Source organism: Amycolatopsis echigonensis, from assembly GCF_014174495.1.
Classification (GTDB): domain Bacteria; phylum Actinomycetota; class Actinomycetes; order Mycobacteriales; family Pseudonocardiaceae; genus Amycolatopsis; species Amycolatopsis echigonensis.
Genome location: NZ_JACJHR010000001.1, coordinates 1 through 14,878, shown reverse-complemented (window position 1 = coordinate 14,878; position 14,878 = coordinate 1). Strand labels below are relative to the sequence as shown.

14 protein-coding genes and 2 riboswitches are annotated in these 14,878 nt (G+C 70.8%); of the genes, 8 read left to right on the top strand and 6 right to left on the bottom strand.

Going from position 1 to position 14,878, the window contains the following annotated elements:
* Positions 1 to 166 precede the first annotated feature (166 nt).
* The 3 genes from H5411_RS00070 to H5411_RS00060 all read right to left on the bottom strand — a co-directional run bounded on the left by H5411_RS00070 (position 167) and on the right by H5411_RS00060 (position 3,819).
* Positions 167 to 343 carry a hypothetical protein gene (locus H5411_RS00070; protein WP_183122542.1) on the bottom strand — a complete coding sequence of 59 codons (177 nt, stop codon included), beginning with the start codon at positions 341 to 343 and terminating at the stop codon, positions 167 to 169.
* A 166-nt stretch (positions 344 to 509) separates the two neighbouring features.
* A riboswitch (M-box (ykoK) riboswitch) is annotated at positions 510 to 691 on the bottom strand.
* Between the two features lie 244 nt (positions 692 to 935).
* Complete coding sequence (locus tag H5411_RS00065) at positions 936 to 2,717, bottom strand: NRAMP family divalent metal transporter (RefSeq protein ID WP_183122541.1); 1,782 nt, start codon at positions 2,715 to 2,717, stop codon at positions 936 to 938.
* A gap of 324 nt (positions 2,718 to 3,041) precedes the next feature.
* Positions 3,042 to 3,210: riboswitch (M-box (ykoK) riboswitch) on the bottom strand.
* A 420-nt stretch (positions 3,211 to 3,630) separates the two neighbouring features.
* On the bottom strand, positions 3,631 to 3,819 hold the full coding sequence (locus H5411_RS00060) for a hypothetical protein (protein ID WP_167442099.1): 189 nt from the start codon (positions 3,817 to 3,819) through the stop codon (positions 3,631 to 3,633).
* A 73-nt stretch (positions 3,820 to 3,892) separates the two neighbouring features.
* Between H5411_RS00060 and H5411_RS00055 the strand changes: the two genes are divergently transcribed.
* From H5411_RS00055 to H5411_RS00045, 3 genes are all read left to right on the top strand, one after another.
* A complete protein-coding gene (locus H5411_RS00055) occupies positions 3,893 to 4,795 on the top strand; it encodes an NAD-dependent protein deacetylase (RefSeq protein WP_101440462.1) in 903 nt (300 codons plus the stop codon).
* 128 nt (positions 4,796 to 4,923) lie between these two features.
* Positions 4,924 to 5,787 carry an LLM class flavin-dependent oxidoreductase gene (locus H5411_RS00050; RefSeq protein ID WP_101440463.1) on the top strand — a complete coding sequence of 288 codons (864 nt, stop codon included), beginning with the start codon at positions 4,924 to 4,926 and terminating at the stop codon, positions 5,785 to 5,787.
* A 91-nt stretch (positions 5,788 to 5,878) separates the two neighbouring features.
* Entirely contained in the window at positions 5,879 to 8,281 is a 2,403-nt protein-coding gene (locus H5411_RS00045) for a glycoside hydrolase family 2 protein (RefSeq protein WP_101440464.1), read from the top strand.
* A gap of 2 nt (positions 8,282 to 8,283) precedes the next feature.
* Here the strand turns inward: H5411_RS00045 and H5411_RS00040 are convergent, their stop codons facing one another.
* Both H5411_RS00040 and H5411_RS00035 read right to left on the bottom strand, forming a co-directional pair.
* A complete protein-coding gene (locus tag H5411_RS00040) occupies positions 8,284 to 9,474 on the bottom strand; it encodes a cytochrome P450 (RefSeq protein WP_101440465.1) in 1,191 nt (396 codons plus the stop codon).
* Positions 9,475 to 9,485: 11 nt separating this feature from the next.
* Complete coding sequence (locus tag H5411_RS00035) at positions 9,486 to 10,001, bottom strand: PadR family transcriptional regulator (protein WP_101440466.1); 516 nt, start codon at positions 9,999 to 10,001, stop codon at positions 9,486 to 9,488.
* Positions 10,002 to 10,125: 124 nt separating this feature from the next.
* On the opposite strand from H5411_RS00035, the gene H5411_RS00030 reads away from it, so the two are divergent.
* Together H5411_RS00030 and H5411_RS00025 are read left to right on the top strand one after the other, a co-directional pair.
* Positions 10,126 to 10,953, top strand: a complete 828-nt coding sequence (locus H5411_RS00030; RefSeq protein WP_101440467.1) for an LLM class flavin-dependent oxidoreductase — start codon at positions 10,126 to 10,128, stop codon at positions 10,951 to 10,953.
* Between the two features lie 651 nt (positions 10,954 to 11,604).
* A complete protein-coding gene (locus H5411_RS00025) occupies positions 11,605 to 12,021 on the top strand; it encodes an STAS domain-containing protein (RefSeq protein WP_246368603.1) in 417 nt (138 codons plus the stop codon).
* A gap of 165 nt (positions 12,022 to 12,186) precedes the next feature.
* Here the strand turns inward: H5411_RS00025 and H5411_RS00020 are convergent, their stop codons facing one another.
* Complete coding sequence (locus H5411_RS00020; RefSeq protein ID WP_101440469.1) at positions 12,187 to 12,732, bottom strand: bifunctional nuclease family protein; 546 nt, start codon at positions 12,730 to 12,732, stop codon at positions 12,187 to 12,189.
* Between the two features lie 208 nt (positions 12,733 to 12,940).
* Here H5411_RS00020 and H5411_RS00015 point away from each other — a divergent pair, with 208 nt between their 5' ends.
* From H5411_RS00015 to H5411_RS00005, 3 genes are all read left to right on the top strand, one after another.
* Positions 12,941 to 13,393, top strand: coding sequence for an ATP-binding protein (locus tag H5411_RS00015; protein WP_167442101.1), 453 nt, complete (start codon positions 12,941 to 12,943; stop codon positions 13,391 to 13,393).
* A complete protein-coding gene (locus tag H5411_RS00010) occupies positions 13,390 to 14,175 on the top strand; it encodes a SigB/SigF/SigG family RNA polymerase sigma factor (protein ID WP_101440470.1) in 786 nt (261 codons plus the stop codon). Before H5411_RS00015 ends, H5411_RS00010 begins: the two co-directional genes overlap by 4 nt.
* A gap of 102 nt (positions 14,176 to 14,277) precedes the next feature.
* Positions 14,278 to 14,691, top strand: coding sequence for a VOC family protein (locus tag H5411_RS00005; protein ID WP_101440471.1), 414 nt, complete (start codon positions 14,278 to 14,280; stop codon positions 14,689 to 14,691).
* Positions 14,692 to 14,878: the final 187 nt, after the last annotated feature.

Sequence of the window (14,878 nt, the reverse complement as noted above, 5' to 3'; positions counted from 1 at the left end):
CACTATCGCGCTCGGCGTCGCACCCGCGAACGCCGCGCAGCCCTTCTCCGACACCGTCTTCGCCGCGACGCACAACAGATCGCACTCGAATTCCCGGCAGGCCCGCGCGAGCAGCTGCTCGTACCCGGCTCCGCGCCGGCGGCGCAGGAACCGGGTCGGGTCCGCATCAGCGCTCGGCGCGCCAGCGGGCACGCAGCCGCCGCGTGCCGTGCTCGTCGAGCACCGGCTCCCAGGTCATCCGCAGCCGCCGGGGCTGCTCGAGCGGACGGCGGGGGGCCGGTGCGGTCGCCTCGACGGCCGGGTCAGCCCGCCACTGCCGGGCGCCGGTCAGGATGCTGGTCATGAGGTCCTCCCGAAGGTTGGTCGATCACGGTCGAGCTGCGACTGTGCGACGGACTCATGTCCTCACCTCCTCCGGCCGATTCCCGCTGCTCCGTTCAGCACGTCCTCGGGTCGCCGCCTCGGGAACCGAGCAGGTCGATGCCGTGCTGGCACAGGGATCCGCGTGCGGCGCACCCCTGCGAGTCCGTAAGGGCTTTGGCACTGCCCGGCGTATCCGCGCACATCGCGCGGGAAGCCGCTTGGCCTCACTCCTTAACCCGGGGAGAGGTGTCCTGACCGTGGGAGTCTCTCGACGTCGTCAGGTCAGTGGCCGATGTCCGAACAGACGCCTCACCTCACGAGGTGCCGCCCTCCAGTGAACGCCACCGGTCCGACAACTGTCAAGCATTTGTACAACTGTTTGACGGTTGTCGCGAGCTTCAAGAAGCCGGGGAACCTTCGCGCCCGACTATGTCCCGCGCGGACGGGTGCGCCCCGGCTGCGGATCATGAGGGCAAGCGCCGGACCTGCCCGGTCGCCGACCCAGGCGCGACCGACCTCGTCCGCACCGCGACCGGGTTTTCCCGCACCGGCGGGGTTGCCGGGCGGCGCGATCAGCCGCCGGTGGCCATTTGGACGATGGTGATGACGACGAGGACGACGGCGATGGCGAGGTAGCCGCGCAGGGCGAGCATGCCTGCCTTCCGCAGCGGCGAGAACACCGGACGCGGCAAGGTGTCCAGGGCTGGGGTCTGCCAGGTGTCCCGATCGGCGCGCAGCAGGGCCTGGCGTTCGGTGCGGGAGAGGGCGTCCTGGGCGTCTTCGTCGATGTCCTCGACCTGCTCGGGATCCAGTCCGCCGAGGCGCCGGGCGGTGGCTGCCGCTTCCTTCCGGGCCTTGACGCGCGAGGCGAGCAAGACGGCCAGCCCGCCCAGCGCGCCGACACCGGCGCCGACGGTGAAGAAGGCGACCCACTGGGCGGAGGAGATGCCGTCGGGGAACCAGGCCGATCCTTTGGGGAACAGCGTAGAGGCGGTCATGGCCAGCGACAGCAGGACCAGTGCCCACACGATGATGCCCGCGGCGATGTTCTGCCGGACGGTGTTGACCCACGGGCCGAGAACGGCTTTGTCGTTGCACAGCAGCACCAGGAACACCGTCGCCGAGGGCAGCAGGACCCCGGCGAGGATCTGCACGCCCTGGGTGATCAGGCCGGCGTTGAAGCCGGGGATCAGCACCACCCCGGCGGAGACGGCCAGCACGACGCCGTAGCCGATGAAGAACCCGGGCGCCTGGCTGATCTTCCAGTGCAGCGAGTGACGCTTCTTGAACACGTCGCCGAGGGTGTAGGTGGTGGCGAGGCCGACCGCGTTGGCGCCGATCAGCGAGGCGTCCAGCAGCAGCACCGCGAACAGGGCGCCCACGACGTGCCCGGCGTGCGGAGAGCTCGCCAGCGCGCTGGCGACGGTGCCCGCGTTGGAGTTGTCTCCCCAGTTTCCGGCGGCGCCGGTGCCGGCGAGCCCGAACGCGGTGACGGCCATGATGGCGACCGCGCCGAGGACCACGATCACGATGCCGGCCCACAAGTCGGCCTTGGAGTAGCGCATCCAGCGCGGGGTGATGCGCTTGTCGACCACATTGGACTGCTGGAAGAACAGCTGCCACGGGGCGACGGTCGTGCCGACGATGCTGACGACGAGCAGCAGCAGGTCCGAGTTGAGCCCGCCGGGCAGCTGCGGCAGGAAACCGCCGCCGATCCGGCCGAGGTCAGGACCCACCATGATCGCCAGCGGGACGAGCACCAGGTTCGCCGCGATGAGGACGAACAGGAACCGCTCCCACCGACGGAACGAGCCGCCCGCGACCACGGTGAACAGCAGCACCGCCGCGGCGGGCACGGAGAGGTAGTCCGGGATGCCGAAGTAGCGCAGCGCGTAGGTGACGCCGATGAACTCGGTGATGATCGTCAGCGTGTTAAGGAGGAACAGGTCCGCGACGCTGAACGCGCCCCAGAATTTCCCGAACCGCTGGAAGATCAGCTTGGCGTGCCCGACCCGGGCGACCGCGCCGAGCCGGACCACCATCTCCTGGTTGACATACAGCACCGGGACGAGCAGCAGCAGTGTCCACATCAGACCGGTGCCGTGCTGCTGGCCGGCCTGGGCATAGGTCTGCACCCCGCCCGCGTCGTTGTCCCCGACCATGACGACCAGGCCCGGCCCCATGATCACCAGGAAGGTCCGCAGCCGCTGCCAGAACGACCTGCGGGCGCCGTGGTCGTGCTGTTTGATCGTGCCCAGCGCACCGACGATGTCGCCCTCGTGCGCGGTGTCGGCCACCGCCGACGAGGCGGGAGCGACGGTCTTGCGTGTGGGCCGGGTCATTTTGAATGCCATGGGTCTTCCCCCAAGGTGAGAGAAGCGCGCGACGTTCGGGGAACGGGCACGCCGAATCGATACGTGGTGGTGTGCACGCCGGAACAGGGCGCGACGGAGCGACCCCGGCGCTCACGTCAGACGGGCGCGGGGCCTCAGGCTTCTCGGGTCGGCTGGGTCAGCCGCCGGCCGCGGTGCGGCGGACGGGGTGTGCGCTGGCTGACCTACTGAGTCCGGGACTCATCCCGTCACCTCCTCGCGACCGGGCACCGCAGTGCCGCTTCCCACGCCGGACACCATTGCGCGGGCACGGATCCGGCGTGAATTCCTGCCCATGCGAACTGGCCCGCACCCCCACGTAAGAGCTTCAGCACTGCACGGCGTAATCCCTTGCGGGAAGCCACTTTGGGTCACCCCTTAGTCCGAGGAGACCTGTCCTGACCCGGGGCGTCTCTCGACGTCGTAGGGTCAGTGGCCTGTTTCCGTGCAGACGCCTCACCGAACGAGGTGCCAGCCAGGGAGCAAGTAGACCCTCATCGTCACGCACTGTCAACCAGCGAACGGGTCAACGATCCCGAATTAGACGCACGCCACATCGCAGCCAGGCGGCGATCTATTCGCCGGCCGGAACAGATTTCCGTGGAATGTCCGGTGTTATGCATTCGCCGTTCGTCGCGAACTTCGCGGCGTTCCTTGCCGGAATTGGCGAACGAGGCGATTCGACGCGGCCCGTTCAGGATCTGCCGTTGGCGCGGCACGCCAGGAGCCGCCGGCGGGCATCGAGCGCAGAGCCCTCGCGTGCGGTTTGACTGACCGCACAAAGAGAAAGGGCCCTCGCTCCACCACCCCGACGGGTGGAGCGAGGGCCTCGCCCACCGGCTGGAGGGTCGGTGTTCCTCCCAAGAACACCGGCCCCTCCGGTCGATGAGCGACCTCAGGCGGTCCGCTGCCTGAGCCGAGCCGCCTCGACGGCTACGACCGGCATCGACGCTTCCCGCAGCGCCGCCCGTTCGACCGGCCGCCGGACCGTCCCGTTCGGAGTCCGCACGCAATATCGCTCCACGGATTCCATCAGCACGGCGGCGACCATCACGACCACGGGCGTAGCCAGCGCGAACCACATGGTTGCTTTGGTACCCAGCCGCGGCGAGAACCAATCGCCCTTTCCCCGGACGGGGGGCCGTTAGACTGGCGGCGTGCGCACGCGACCGACGCTGACCTGGGCCGGACCTGGCGAACCGCTGCCGCGCACGGGCACGGTCGCGGACGTGGCGGAGATCGTCGCCGGGCGGCGGGTGCTCGTGCTCAGCGGCGCGGGCCTCTCCACCGAATCCGGCATACCCGATTACCGCGGCGAAACCGGCAGTCTTCGCAAACACACGCCGATGACCTACGGCGAATTCGTCGCCAGCGAGGCGGGCCGCCAGCGGTACTGGGCGCGCAGCCACCTCGGGTGGCGCACCATCGCGCGGGCCGAGCCGAACGACGGGCACCGCGCCGTTTCCGCGCTGCGCGCAGGCGGCTGGCTCTCCGGCGTCATCACGCAGAACGTCGACGGCCTGCACCGCGCGGCCGGCACCCCCGGCGTGGTCGAACTGCACGGCAACCTCGACCGCGTCGTCTGCCTCGGCTGCCGCCGCGTCACCGCGCGCGAGGAGCTCGACGCCCGGCTGCGAGCGGCCAATCCGGATTTCGGCGGCACGGCGACGCGGATCAACCCGGACGGCGACGTCGAGCTCGCCGAGGACGTCGTCCGCACCTTCCGCACCGTGCCCTGCACGAGCTGTTCCGGCGTGCTGAAGCCGGACGTGGTGTTCTTCGGCGAGAACGTGCCGCGCGCCCGCGTGGAGCGGTGCTACCGGATGGTCGACGAGGCGTCCGCGGTGTTGGTGCTGGGATCTTCGCTCACCGTCATGTCCGGCTTGCGCTTCGTCCGGCGGGCCGCGAAATCCGGCAAACCCGTCGCGATCGTCAACCGCGGCCGGACCCGCGGCGACGAGCACGCGACCGTCCGCGCCGACCTGCCGCTCGGCCCGGCGCTCACCGAACTGCTGACGGTGCTGGAAACCTCGTTGCCGAGCCCGACGCCCGCCGGATAGGCTTCGGGCACTCCGAAGGAACGGTCCCCGGAAGCACGCCGCAGAGCGGACCGGCCAGCCTGAACGCATCCAGGCGCAGGAGCGGGCGGCAACCCTTGTTGCCGACCCGTTTTCCCGGAGGTTCTCCGATGTCCATCGGCATTGGCCTGCCCGTCAGCGACCCCGCCGCCCTGCTCGAGTGGGCGCGGCGCGCGGACGCCGGCCCGTTCAGCACGCTCGGGCTGCTCGACCGGCTCGTCTACCACAATCCCGAACCGCTCACCGCGCTCGCCGTGCTGGCCGGCGCGACCACCCGCGTCCGGCTGCAGACCGAGGTCCTGCTCGCTCCGTTGCGCGAGACCGCGCTGCTCGCCAAACAGGCCGCCACGCTCGACCGGATGAGCGGCGGCCGGTTCGTGCTCGGCCTCGGCGTCGGCGGCCGCGAGGACGACCACCACGCCGCCGGGACCCCGCTGCGCGACCGCGGCCGCCGCTTCGACCAGCAGCTCGCCGACCTGCGCCGGCTCTGGTCGGGCGAACCGCACAGCGCCGAAGCGGGTCCGATCGGCCCGGCCCCGGCCCGCGAAGGCGGCCCGGAGATCCTGATCGGCGCGTTCAAGCCCAAGGCACTGGCCCGCGTCGCCCGCTGGGGCGACGGGCTGCTCGCCGCCGCTCCCCCGTCCTGGGCCGGCGGGCTGTTCGACACCGTGCGCCGCGACTGGCAGGAGCACGGCCGCGAAGGCAAGCCGCGGCTCGTCGCGCAGGTCAACGTCGCGCTCGGCCCGGATTCCGTCGCGGACGAAGCGAAAACAGCGATGCGGGCGTACTACGCGTTCACCGGAGCGGCGGAGCACATGGTGAGCGGGATGCTCACCACCGCCGACGACATCCGGGGCGCGATCCGCGCGTACCGCGACCTCGGCGCGGACGAGGTGATGCTGTACTGCTGGGGCAGCGATCCCGGCCAGGTCGACCGGCTCGCCGACCTCTGCGGAACAGCTGACAACTCCTGAACAGCACGGGAAGTAAGCTCGCGCTCATGCAGGCGTCGACGCTTCCCGGCGGATCTTCCGCGCCCCGTCCCGGAACCGCCCTCCTCCGGGGATGACCGGCGAGCCTTCCGAGCGAGCCTCCTGGCTCGCCGCGCACCCCCGGCGAAGCTTCCTGCTGGGGGCCGGTGCGGTGCTCGCCGGTTCCGGCGCGCTCGCCGCCGCGCTCTCCCGTCCCGCGCCCCCGGTGGCGCGGGACGGGTTCGGCGCGGACTGGCTTTTCGGGCCGTTCGTTCCCGGCAGCACCGATCCGGACTTCGACGACAGCGGGATGGCGCTGGTGTCGGTGCCGCACTGCGTCGTCCCGCTGTCCTGGCAGGACTGGGATCCGACGGACTGGCAGCAGGTCTGGGTGTACCGGCAGCATTTCCTCGCGCCCGCGCAGCTGCGCCGGAACCGGGTGTTCCTGCAGTTCGACGGGGTGCTCAGCGCGGCGACCGTGTATCTCAACGGCCGCCGCGTCGCCATGCGCAGCGGCGGTTACCTCCCGCTGCGCTGCGAGGTCACCGGCCTGCTGACCGAAAAGGACAACGTGCTCGCGGTGGTCGTCGACGGCCGGTGGCAGCAGAACACCCCGCCGGATCTGCCGGAATTCCCGCACCCGACGGCCATCGACTTCTATCAGCCGGCCGGGATGTACCGCGAAGTCCGGCTGACTGGCGTGCCCCAGACCTATCTGTCCGATGTGTACGCGCAGCAGGTCGCCGTGCTGACGCCGAACCGCGAGGTGCTGCTGCACTGCACGGTGGATTCGGCGAAGGCGGTCAAAGGCCCGGTCCGGCTCACCGCCACGCTCAGCCAGCACGGCGCCGAGATCGCGACCTCCTCCACCGACCTCACCGGGCTGCCGAAGGGCAACACCCAGGCCACTGTGTCGCTGCAGGGCCTCGAATCAGTGCAGCTGTGGGACCTGGACGATCCGGCTTTGTGCGACATCCTCGTCACGCTCGCGGTCGGCGGCCGGAAAGTGCACACCTACGCGGTGCGGACCGGGCTCCGAGACGCTCAGTTCACTGTGGACGGTTTCCGGCTGAACGGGCGGCCGCTGAAACTGTTCGGCCTCAACCGGCACCAGTGGTACCCGTTCGTCGGCGGCGCGATGCCGGACCGGGTGCAGCGCCGTGACGCTCAGCTGCTGAAAGAAGAGCTGAACTGCACGATGGTGCGCTGCTCGCATTATCCGCAGGCGACGGCGTTTCTCGACGCCTGCGACGAACTCGGCATCCTGGTGTGGGAGGAACTGCCGGGCTGGGACCACGTCGGCGACACGGCATGGCAGGAGCTGGCGGTGCGCGACGTGCACGACATGATCGTGCGCGACCGCAACCATCCGTCGATCATCGTGTGGGGCACCCGGGTGAACGAGACACTCGGCCAATACGCGCTGTACGGGAGAACGGACCAGCTCGCCGCGGAACTCGACCCGATGCGGCCGTGCACCGGCGCCGTCGCGGGCGAGCGCGGCTACGTTTCGCCGCTGTACCCGGTGAAAGCGGCAGGCGGGGTGTTCTCGTTCAACGACTACAGCCGTCCGCATCCGCCAGGTTCGCCGCCTCCGCTGCGCCCGCCGCGGCGCGGGATTCCGTACCTGGTCAGCGAAGCGATCGGCACCCTGGTCGGCTCCGCGTATTTCCGCCGGACGGATTCCCTTGCCGTGCAACGGGAACAGAGCATGCTGCACGCCTGGGTGCACGACCACGCCGCGTCCGATCCGCGCTACAGCGGCCTGCTCGGCTGGTGCGGTTTCGACTATCCCTCCGGCTGGTACCACCACTATCGCGGCGTGAAATACCCCGGCGTGATGGACTTCTTCCGCATCCCCAAACTGGGCGCGGCGTTCTACCGGGCGCAGCGCGATCCGTCTCGCGGCGCGGTGATCGAACCGGCTTTCTACTGGGATTTCGGCCCGGGCTCGCCGCCGGGCGGGCCAGGCCGCGACGCGATCGTCTGGTCGAACTGCGAGGAGCTCGTGGTGACGGTCGAGGGCAAGCGTCCGGTCACCGTGCAGCCGGACCGCGCGCGATTCCCGCACCTGGCGTATCCGCCGTTCTCGGTGGACCTGCGGGTGAACGGCCGGGCGCGCCCAGAGCTGACCATCGAAGGCAAGATCGGCGGGCAAACCGTGCTGCGCAGGCGATTCAGCGCGGATCCCGCGTACGACACGATCGCGGTGACCGCCGACGACGAGCAGATCGTCGCCGACGGTGCGGACACCACCCGGGTCGCGTTGCGCTCGCTCGACCGCTACGGCGCCCCGCGGCCGCATGCCCGCGGAGTGCTGGCCGTCTCGGTGCAGGGGCCGGGCGTGCTGATCGGCGATCCCTACCTCGATTTCGGCGCGCTCGGCGGCGCGGCCGCGGTGTGGATCCGGTCGATGCGCGGCACCCCCGGCACGATCACCGTGAGCGCCACGCATCCGTTCGTCAACACCGGAACCGCCACGATCGAGTCAGTCTGACGTCACCAGACGACCGGGACCCGCGAAACCCCTCCGGTGAGCCGGTTGGCCCGCACTTCCAGCTCGTCGACGGGCACGGCCAGCCGGAGGTTCGGGAAGCGGCGGAACAGCGTCGTGAACACGATGCACAGTTCCGTGCGCGCGAGGCTCGCGCCGATGCAGAAGTGGCCGCCGTGGCCGAAGGCGAGGTGGGAGTTGGGTTTGCGGTCCGCGTCGAACTCGTGCGCGTCCGCGAACACCGACGGGTCGCGGTTGGCCGACGCGGTCGAGATCATCACCGCGTCGCCGCGCGAGATGCGGACGCCGCCGATCTCGACGTCCTCGTGCGCGTACCGGAGCAGCCCGAGCCCGCCCGGCGCGGACATCCGCAGGATCTCCTCGACGGTGCCGTGCACGCGCCCTTCCGGGTCCGCGGCCAGCGCGTCGCGGCGGGAGAGGTCGGCGAGGAGGAACAGGACGCCGAGGTCGATCCGGTTCGACGTGGTCTCGTGGCCGGCGAACAGCAGCCCGGCGGCGAGCCTGCCGAGGTCGTCGTCGGTGAACGTCGGGTCCTCGGCCTGCGCGGCGACCAGATCCGACACCACGTCCTGGCCCGGGTTGGCGCGTTTCGCGTCGGCGAGGCCGGACATGTAGGCGGTGAACTCGGTCATCGCCGCCTCGGCGTCGCCGCCGCTGTCGAGCACGCCGATGCGGTCGGACAGGGCGCGGAACTTCTCGCGGTCGTCGTACGGGACGCCGAGGAGTTCGCAGATCACCAGCACCGGCAAGGGAAACGACAGGTGCTCGTGCAGATTCGCCGGCGAGCCCGCCGCTTCCATCCCGTCGAGGCACCGGTCGGCGAGTTCCTGGATCCGGCTGCCGAGCCGGCGCATCCGGTTCGCCGAGAACGCCGGGACCAGCAGGCGGCGCAGCCGGGCGTGTTCCCGGTCCTCGGTCTCGAAATCGCCCTGCGGCCCGTTCAGCACCGCGGCGTCGGAGACCGCCGAGGCGTCCTCGGGATGCGGGTGGGAGCGGCCGAACCGGTTGTCCGCGAACACTTCCCGCGCTTGGTCGTAGGAGGTGACGAGCCAGGCGGGGTCGCCCGCCGGGGTGGTCACCGGGACGATCGGGCCTTCGCGGCGCAGGACTTCGTACAGCGGCGCGATGTCCAGGACGTTCGGCCTCGCGAACGGCAGCTGGGCGGTGGTGGGCATCGAGGTCCTCTCTAGGGTAAGCCCGCTCGCGTGCGCAACGACGCGAGCCAGTCCTGTTCGTTTTCGGCGCGGCGCTTGACCTCCGCCAGCACGAGCCGGCTCCACGGATCGGGCTGCCCCGAGCCGAGCTTGGCCAGCCGGTCCCGCTGCGCCGCGACGGCGGCTTCGCGGGCGTCCAGCACCCGCAGCCGTTCCTCCGGGGTGAGCCTGCCGAATCCCGCCAGGCGCGCCAGGAACTCGGCCGGGTCGCCCGCGAGCTCCGGCGGCAGGTCGGCGAGCAGATCGTGCAGCAGTTCCCGTCCGACGTCGGTGATCGTGTACACGTGCCGCGGCGGCCGTCCCTCCTGCGGCTCGGCGGTCCGGGTCACCGCGCCCGCTTCGGCGAATCGCCGCAGCGCCGGGTAGAGCGAGTTGTTCGACAGCGTGCGGCCGGTGGATTCCTCGATCTGCTTGCGCAGTTCGTAGCCGTGCCGCGGTCCGTTGGCGAGCTTCGAGAGGAGGAGCACGTCGATCCACACATAGGTCACAGTAACCTAGGTTCCGGTAACCCGGCAACGGCCGAACGGCGGATGCCGGACCACGATCTCCGCCCGGTTTTTGTCGGTCCCTCCCGATACGGTCGCGTTCGACCGATCCGGAGGGGGATCTCGCATGGCTGACCACGTTCGCTACGGCCTGTACCTGCCGCCTTTCGGCCCGTTCGGGGATCCGGCGGTGCTCGTCGACCTCGCGGTCCGAGCCGAAGCCGCCGGCTGGGACGGCGTGTTCCTGTGGGACCACGTCGTGCCCGCCGCGGCGCCGATCGCCGATGCGTGGACCGCGCTGGCCGCGATCGCCCAGGCGACGAGCAAGGTGTTGCTGGGGCCGATGGTCACGCCGCCGAGCCGCCGCCGTCCGTGGGTCTTGGCCCGGCAGGCCGCGACTGTCGCGCGCCTGTCCCGCGGCCGGTTGATCCTGGGCACCGGCATCGGCTCCGACGAATCGGGCGACTTCAGCCGGTTCGGAGATCCGTCCTCGCCCGCCGAGTTGTCGTCGCGGACCGACGAGGCGCTGGAGGTCGTCCGCGCGATGTGGGCCGGGAAGGCCGTGCGGCACGAGGGGTCGCACTATCGCGTGAACCTGGAATCCGCTGATCCGGAGCCGTATCCCCTTCCGGTGTGGACTGCCTGCACGACCCGGCATGAACGGGTTCTGCGCCGTGCCGCGGGCAGCGACGGGATTTTCCCGAATCCAGGTCCTCAGCCGTTGCCGCCCGAGGCGTTGGCCGGCCTGGTCGCTCAAGTCCGGCCGACGGACTGCCCGTACGACGTCGCGGTGTCCGGAAATGCGAGCCCGGCCTGGGAGGAACCGGCCGCGGTGGATCTCGCGGCGCTCGCGGAGGCGGGGATGACGTGGTGGATGGAATCGCTGATCCACTTCGATCCGCTGGATCTTTCGCTGTCGGTCGTGGACGCCGGTCCGCCTCGGATCGGGAGTTAGGCGGGCCGGTGAAGTCGCGTGCGGCAGCAGAACTCACGGTTGCCGGGCAGCCACCGCCGGGGGTGCTGTCGGATCGCGGCATAGCCGAGCCCAGTGAGGTTCCTCAGCAATGCGCCGGTTCTCGCCTCTGCCGACGGGCCCGGCGCGACGCCGAAGGGCAGCGCCGTCTCAGCCGGTGCTCCGCAGCGGCCTGGCCAGCATCGCGACGGCGAAGCCTCGGCACCGCGCTACTGAGAAACCCCAATGCGCGTGCGCTGACCTCCATGCCAAACCTGGAAGAGTTCCCGTTGGCGGCGAAAAAGATCCGGTCGGCGCACCAGTCATCACGAGCGCGGTGCGCAATCTCCGCCATCCATCGGCAAGAATTCCACGCCGCGCCCGGATTGTTCTTTCCCACCACCGTTTCCGGCGCACGCAGCAGCGCTCTTCCCAGAGTTGCCTGACCGTTCAACCACTGCCCGCCTCGCCCGCGCGTCCGGCCTCCGGAGGCGGTCGTCCCCCTTCGGCGGCTTCCCTGAGCGGCCGAGGAGAGCTACGGTAGAGGGCGGTTGAGTCTCCAGCCACCGCGATTCGTCCCGCGCGCCGGGATGCCCGGTGCACGGCCGGTCCGGCATTCCGCAGCCCTGTGCGCGGCTCAGAGAGAGTGCCGTGATGACCGCCGCGCATACTGCCCGACTGCCCGCACTGCCCTCGTCGGACCCGACGGGGATGCTCCGGCTGCGTGTCCGCCACCCCGCCCCGGGAACCGCCGTCGTCGAGGTTTCCGGAGAGGTCGACCTCGCCACCGCGCCCCGGCTGGCCGAGGTTGTCGAGGCGAGGCTGCGCAGCACCGTCAGCCTCGTGATCGTCGACCTGCGCCGGACGACCTTCCTCGGCGTCGCGGGCCTGCGCGTCCTGATCCGGCTGAAACTGCTGGCCGCCGGAGCGGACAAGGATTTCTACGTCGACCCGGGCACCGCGCCCGCGGTCCGGCGGTTGTTCTCGCTGTTCCCGCTCGACTGCATCCGGTCCGGCGCCGCCGAGGGACTCACCGAGATCCCGCTGCCGCGGCCCGCGCAGAAGGCTTGACCCTCCACTGAGGACACCGCAGGCCGGGAGCCAAGAGCCGCGCGGCGGCGAACTGGCGCTGAAGCGAACGGTCCGGCAGCGGTCCGCGACCGCGTAAGCCGAACCGGCGCACCGGGCGAGCCCGTCACTCGCGCGAGCGCGAACCGAGCGAGGCTCATCCCGGCATCAAGCGTCCGGGTCGCGGAAATCCTCCGGGCTCACGTCGTCCAGCAGGTCCCGGAAGCGGCGGATCTCGTCCTCGGTGGCCTCCGCCGGTTCGTCCAGGTCGGCAGCCGCGTCGAGCGCCGAGCCGAGGGCGGTTTCGTCGCCCGCCGCCACGGTCACGTCGACCGCCGCCTCGTCCAGCACCGCCTCCGCGACTTCCAGCGGGGCGTGGGTCCGCAGGCCGATCGCGATCGCGTCGCTCGGGCGGGCCGAGACTCGCACGCCGCCGGACAGGACGAGGTCCGCGTGGAAGATGCTGTCCAGCAGCTGGGTGATTTCGACCCGTTCCACGCGCTGGCCCAGCGCCGCCATCACCTCGATGATCAGTTCGACCGTCCCCGGCCGCGCCGACACCACGTGTTCCTGCGCGGCGGCCAGTTCCTGCGCTTCCGGCGCGCCGATGGTGATGGCGAGCCACCGGCGCGAGCCGGATTCCTCGCGCAGCAGCACGACCGGCGCCGACTCCTGCGCCACCACGGCCAGCCCCTGCACCCGCACCTGCACCATGGGGGTCACCCCGCTTCCGAAAAGGTTCTCACTGCTGACTACCCAACCGCCGCCGGTTTGTCACGCGAAATCGCCGTCCGCATCACGCCGGATTCACTCCGGGCGGTGCCCCGAACCAGCGGATCCCGGCCGCAAACGTGCCGCTGCGCACACCGCCGGAATCCCGGCCGGAGGTGTCGATCGGGCCTCGCCTGGGTATGCGGGAGCCATGAACGACGAGGGACCCGGCGGCCGCGCCAGCGGCGGCATGCCAGCCGTGGACCGTTTGCTCGACGAGGTGATCGAGCTGCGGCTTCCGGCGGAGACCTACCAGATCCCGCTTGTCCGCATGCTCGCGCAGGCTGTCGCCGCGCGGGCCGATTACGGGCTCGACGCGATCGCCGACGCCAAAATGGCCGTCGACGAGGCGTGCGCCCAGGTCGTCTCCACGGCCGCCCCGGGGGCGGCGATGACCTGCCAGTTCACCGTTTCGCCCGACGGGATCCGGTTCAGCGTCCGGACCCGCACCCGGCAGCCGGAGCCGCCGAGCGAGCGAAGTTTCGGATGGCACGTGCTGACCACGCTGGCCGCGAACGTGTCGGCGCGCTGCGTCCCCGACCCCGCGGAGGACGGCTACGCGCTGACCCTCGACCTCGACCTGCATCGGGAGGCGAGCGGGTGAACCAGCAGCCCGTCACCCGCCACCGGGACGAATACGCGCACACCGCGCCGCTGTTCGAGGAGCTCGCCGCCCTGCCCGCCGACGACGAGCGGCGGCCGCGCCTGCGCGAACAGCTCGTCACCGAATTCCTGCCGGTCGCCGAGCACATCGCGACCCGGTTCACCGGACGCGGCGAACCCCGCGAGGACCTGGTCCAGGTCGCCCGGATCGGCCTGATCAACGCGATCGACCGGTTCACCCCCGACCGCGGCCCGGACTTCCTGTCCTTCGCCGTGCCGACGATCATGGGCGAGATCCGCCGCTACTTCCGCGACACGGGCTGGTCGGTCCGCGTCCCGCGGCGGCTCAAGGAACTGCATCTCGCGCTGAGCCGCGGTTCGGCGACCCTGTCGCAGTCGCTCGGCCGCGCGCCGACGCCCACCGAGCTCGCCGAGCACCTCGGCCTCGAACTCTCCGAGGTGCACGAAGGGCTGGTCGCGGGCCACGCGTACCAGACGTTGTCGGTGGACAAGCCGGTCCACGACGACGCCGAGCCGCTGCTGCTCGCCGACACGCTCGGCAGCGACGACCCGGAGATCGAGCACATCGAGAACCACGAGGCCCTGCAGCCGCTGCTGCGCGAACTGCCCAAACGGGAGCGCGCGATCCTGGTGATGCGGTTCTTCGGCGGCCTCACCCAGACGCAGATCGCCGAGCAGGTCGGGATTTCCCAGATGCACGTGTCCCGGCTGCTGTCGCAGACCCTCGAGCAGCTGCGCGACAAACTCACCGGCGACCCCTGAGCACGCCCGCGACGGGGGGTCGCCCGACCGGGCCTGACCCCGTTGTCGCACCCCCGCGGATCTGCGACGATTCGGGCCCGTCCATCAGCTGAGGAGGGCCCGATGGCCTCGAAACTCAACCCGTACATCAGCTTCGCGGGCAACGCGCGGGAAGCGATGGAGTACTACCACGACCTGTTCGGCGGGAATCTCGCGCTGAACACCTACGGGGAGTCCGGCGCACCCGCGGAAGGGGGCAACGCGGACCAGATCATGCACGCGATGCTGGAGGGCGACCACGGGTTCACGCTCATGGCCTCCGACGTGCCGCCCGGCATGGAGCACAACCCGGGCACGAACATCTCGATCAGTCTCAGCGGCGACGACGGCGACCTGCTCCGCCGCTGCTGGGAAAAGCTGTCCGACGGCGGAACCGTGGCGGTTCCGCTGGAAAAGCAGATGTGGGGCGACGAATTCGGCGCCTGCACCGACCGGTTCGGCATCTCTTGGATGGTCAACATCGGCCAGCCCGGCTGAGCCGTTCCGGCGGCTGTCCACCTCCGCCTCGGCCTGCTCCCGGCCGGGTGGAGGCAGCCGTGCGACGAAAGGTCGGGCGGCCCGGCGTCGAACGCGATGCCGCCCGCGGCGGAGAGGACCACGTTCGCATCGCGTCGCGGTGTTCGCTGCGGCGGCGGGGGGGGGCCCGCCCCCCCCCCCCTGGGTT

Excerpts from the sequence above, each read along its gene's own strand:
- H5411_RS00070 (WP_183122542.1), bottom strand. The coding sequence starts at position 343 with ATGACCAGCATCCTGACCGGCGCCCGGCAGTGGCGGGCTGACCCGGCC.
- H5411_RS00065 (WP_183122541.1), bottom strand. The coding sequence starts at position 2,717 with ATGGCATTCAAAATGACCCGGCCCACACGCAAGACCGTCGCTCCCGCC.
- H5411_RS00060 (WP_167442099.1), bottom strand. The coding sequence starts at position 3,819 with ATGTGGTTCGCGCTGGCTACGCCCGTGGTCGTGATGGTCGCCGCCGTG.
- H5411_RS00050 (WP_101440463.1), top strand. The coding sequence starts at position 4,924 with ATGTCCATCGGCATTGGCCTGCCCGTCAGCGACCCCGCCGCCCTGCTC.
- H5411_RS00045 (WP_101440464.1), top strand. The coding sequence starts at position 5,879 with ATGACCGGCGAGCCTTCCGAGCGAGCCTCCTGGCTCGCCGCGCACCCC.
- H5411_RS00040 (WP_101440465.1), bottom strand. The coding sequence starts at position 9,474 with ATGCCCACCACCGCCCAGCTGCCGTTCGCGAGGCCGAACGTCCTGGAC.
- H5411_RS00030 (WP_101440467.1), top strand. The coding sequence starts at position 10,126 with ATGGCTGACCACGTTCGCTACGGCCTGTACCTGCCGCCTTTCGGCCCG.
- H5411_RS00025 (WP_246368603.1), top strand. The coding sequence starts at position 11,605 with ATGACCGCCGCGCATACTGCCCGACTGCCCGCACTGCCCTCGTCGGAC.
- H5411_RS00020 (WP_101440469.1), bottom strand. The coding sequence starts at position 12,732 with ATGGTGCAGGTGCGGGTGCAGGGGCTGGCCGTGGTGGCGCAGGAGTCG.
- H5411_RS00015 (WP_167442101.1), top strand. The coding sequence starts at position 12,941 with ATGAACGACGAGGGACCCGGCGGCCGCGCCAGCGGCGGCATGCCAGCC.
- H5411_RS00005 (WP_101440471.1), top strand. The coding sequence starts at position 14,278 with ATGGCCTCGAAACTCAACCCGTACATCAGCTTCGCGGGCAACGCGCGG.